The following is a 2,927-nucleotide window of genomic DNA, read 5'->3' on the forward strand; positions in this document are numbered from 1 at the left end:
ACATATTAATATCAATAACAACATAGACTATGGGAATTAAATTACGACTTATACTAATGAACTTTCTCCAATTTTTTATTTGGGGAGCTTGGTTAATTACAATTGCCAACTATTGGTTTGGGACAATGGCTTGGGGTCCTACTGAATTTGGAGCAGTTTTCCTGACACTCGGCATTGCTTCTTTGTTTATGCCTACACTAACTGGAATAATAGCAGATAGATGGATAAACGCAGAAAGAGTATTTGCAATTTCACATATTATTGCTGGTGCAGCAGTTGCAAGCTTTCCATTAATTAAAGATCCACAAACGTTTTTTTGGGTAATGTTGGTCGCGATGAGTTTTTATATGCCTACAATCGCACTTACAAATACAATTGCATATAATGCATTAAGCAAGGCTAAGCTTGACGTTGTAAAATCATTTCCACCAATTAGAGTTTGGGGAACAATAGGATTTATTGCAGCAATGTGGTTTGTAAATCTTACAGGAAATAAAGCAAGCGTAAATATGTTTTATATTTCGGCATTCGCTTCGTTAATACTAGGCATTTATTCTTTCACATTGCCTAAATGCCCTCCACAACTAAAAGAAAAAACAGAAGGGAAATCATCATTTGTGGAAATATTTGGTTTAGAAGCGTTTAAATTATTTGCCAATTATAAAATGGCAATATTTTTTATTTTCTCAATGCTTTTAGGAGCATCTCTACAACTAACAAACATGTATGGAGATCGTTTTCTTGATCATTTTAAGGATATTCCACAATATGCCAACTCAGCCGTAGTTAAATACTCTACAATCATTATGTCAATTTCTCAAATTTCTGAAACTCTTTTTATTCTAGCAATTCCATTTTTTTTAAAAAGTTTTGGTATTAAAAAAGTAATGATAATAAGTTTATTTGCTTGGGTTTTACGTTTTGGCTTGTTTGCTTATGGAACACCAGATGGTTATGGGCTGGTACTAATTGTTGTTTCAATGATTGTTTATGGTATGGCATTTGATTTTTTCAATATCTCTGGTTCTTTATTTATAGAAACAGCTACAGACAGTAAAATGCGAGGAAGTGCTCAAGGTTTATTTATGATGATGACAAATGGATTCGGAACAATGATTGGAGCATTGGGAAGTGGTATGATTATTGATAAATTTTATGTTCTCCCAGACGGGGTATGGGATTGGCATAATATATGGCTTGCTTTTGCAGGATATGCTCTTGTAGTAGCGATATTATTTATTATTTTATTCAAGCATAAGCATAACCCTGACGAGATAGGGGAGGTGAAGCACTAGAAATAGAGCTGAGGAAATAATCTAAAGAGAAAAGGCATTCGTAAACTTACGAATGCCTTTTCTTTTAAAATATAAGAATAGATGTTACTTTTTTCTTTTATTTATTTCGTCGCGAATAATAGAGGCGCGTTCGTAGTTTTCATCCTCAATTGCCTTAAGTAATAGATCGTTTAAATTACTAATACTTAAATCTATAAATTCACTATCGTCAGTACCTTGTTCTTTTGATATCTTTTTGTTTTCTTCATCAGGGTCAAGTACAATTCCTCCTACCGACATTATGCTTTCATAGGTATAGATTGGACTATTAAACCGTAATGCAATAGCTACGGCATCAGAGGTGCGCGAGTCTAATTCTACAGTTTCTCCATCTTTTTCACAAACTAGTATCGAATAAAAAATCCCTTCTTGGAATTTATTAATAACAACTTCCTTAATTTCTATATCAAATGTTTCAGCAAAAGTTTTAAATAAATCGTGAGTTAATGGGCGAGCAGGTTTTAATTTCTCAACCTCAATGGCAATAGCCTGAGCTTCTAACCCGCCCACAATGATTGGTAAACGGCGGTTTCCATTTACTTCGCCCAAAATAAGTGCATAAGCACTACTTTGAGAGTGACTATAAGACAAACCAACTATTTTTAACTCTATTTTTTGCATACGAAACTTAATCTTACACAAATGTACATTATTTTCAGAAAGAATGTAATTCTAATATTGAAAAAACTTAAATGAAAATAAAATTTTCTTATTTACCTATAAGGTTTTGTTTTTGTGTGTCAGAATATTTTTCCAAGCAAGAAAACAGACGTTTTTTTCTTCATATTTTATGAATTAATGCTGTAAAAACGAATATTTTTGAATAAATTTCAATCGTTTGATATTTTTTCTTAGATAGATTAAAATTAAATTTTTAAGGATTAATAGTCTGATATATAGCAATTAACGATATATTCTTGTTGTGGTAATGGTAAACATGATGGACAAGTAGATTTAAAACACAAAAAGTTTTTATGCATGCATAAGAAGTGTATACATATTTTTCTATTTTTGTCATCAGATTAAAAAAAAAATGATTGGTTTTAACGCAGTATATTTTTGTGTAGAAAACAAAATCGTCCAAAGTATATCGCTTTCCCTAAAATGTCGCCTTGGCATTTATTACCAATCTGAAAAATTAATCACTAAATCTAAATTCTAAATGAAAAAACTAATCGCAATTTTTGTTGGGTTAATGCTTCCTGTGCTCACCATGGCCAGCGAGGCAGATCTTGTAATTCCCGATTCAATTAAAGAACAAAGTATTTTATACTGGGGATTTTTAATCACAATAGCTGGAATGCTTTTTGGTTTATACCAATTTGTTCAGGTGAAAAAAATCAGAGCTCATAAATCCATGTTGGATGTTGCTCAAGTTATTTTTGAAACATCAAAAACCTATTTGATTCAGCAAGGGAAATTTATTCTGATTCTGTTTGCTTTTATCGGAACGATAGTCGCTTTTTACTTTGGATTTTTATCCGTTGATCCTGATACCGGAGAGAATTTATTTGGTGCAGGTGCTGTTTTAATGATTATAGGCTGGATGATTTTAGGAATTTTAGGCTCTTATGGAGTTGCTTGGTTTGGTAT

General features: G+C 32.0%; 3 protein-coding genes. 2 read left to right on the forward strand and 1 reads right to left on the reverse strand.

What is annotated here, in order from left to right; all coding sequences use genetic code 11:
• The first annotated feature begins 29 nt into the window (after positions 1–29).
• Positions 30–1,295: a nucleoside permease gene (locus J7K39_00115; GenBank protein ID MCD6178284.1), complete on the forward strand. Its 1,266-nt coding sequence runs from the start codon at positions 30–32 to the stop codon at positions 1,293–1,295.
• Between the two features lie 84 nt (positions 1,296–1,379).
• Here the strand turns inward: J7K39_00115 and J7K39_00120 are convergent, their stop codons facing one another.
• Complete coding sequence (locus J7K39_00120; GenBank protein ID MCD6178285.1) at positions 1,380–1,955, reverse strand: bifunctional nuclease family protein; 576 nt, start codon at positions 1,953–1,955, stop codon at positions 1,380–1,382.
• Positions 1,956–2,496: 541 nt separating this feature from the next.
• Here J7K39_00120 and J7K39_00125 point away from each other — a divergent pair.
• A partial coding sequence (locus tag J7K39_00125; protein ID MCD6178286.1) for a sodium/proton-translocating pyrophosphatase occupies positions 2,497–2,927 on the forward strand: 431 nt, incomplete at its 3' end.

The organism is Bacteroidales bacterium (genome assembly GCA_021157585.1).
Lineage (GTDB): Bacteria > Bacteroidota > Bacteroidia > Bacteroidales > UBA12170 > UBA12170.

Bases quoted from the DNA above. Each gene is read 5' to 3' on its own strand.
- J7K39_00115 (MCD6178284.1), top strand. From the start codon at position 30: ATGGGAATTAAATTACGACTTATACTAATGAACTTTCTCCAATTTTTT.
- J7K39_00120 (MCD6178285.1), bottom strand. From the start codon at position 1,955: ATGCAAAAAATAGAGTTAAAAATAGTTGGTTTGTCTTATAGTCACTCT.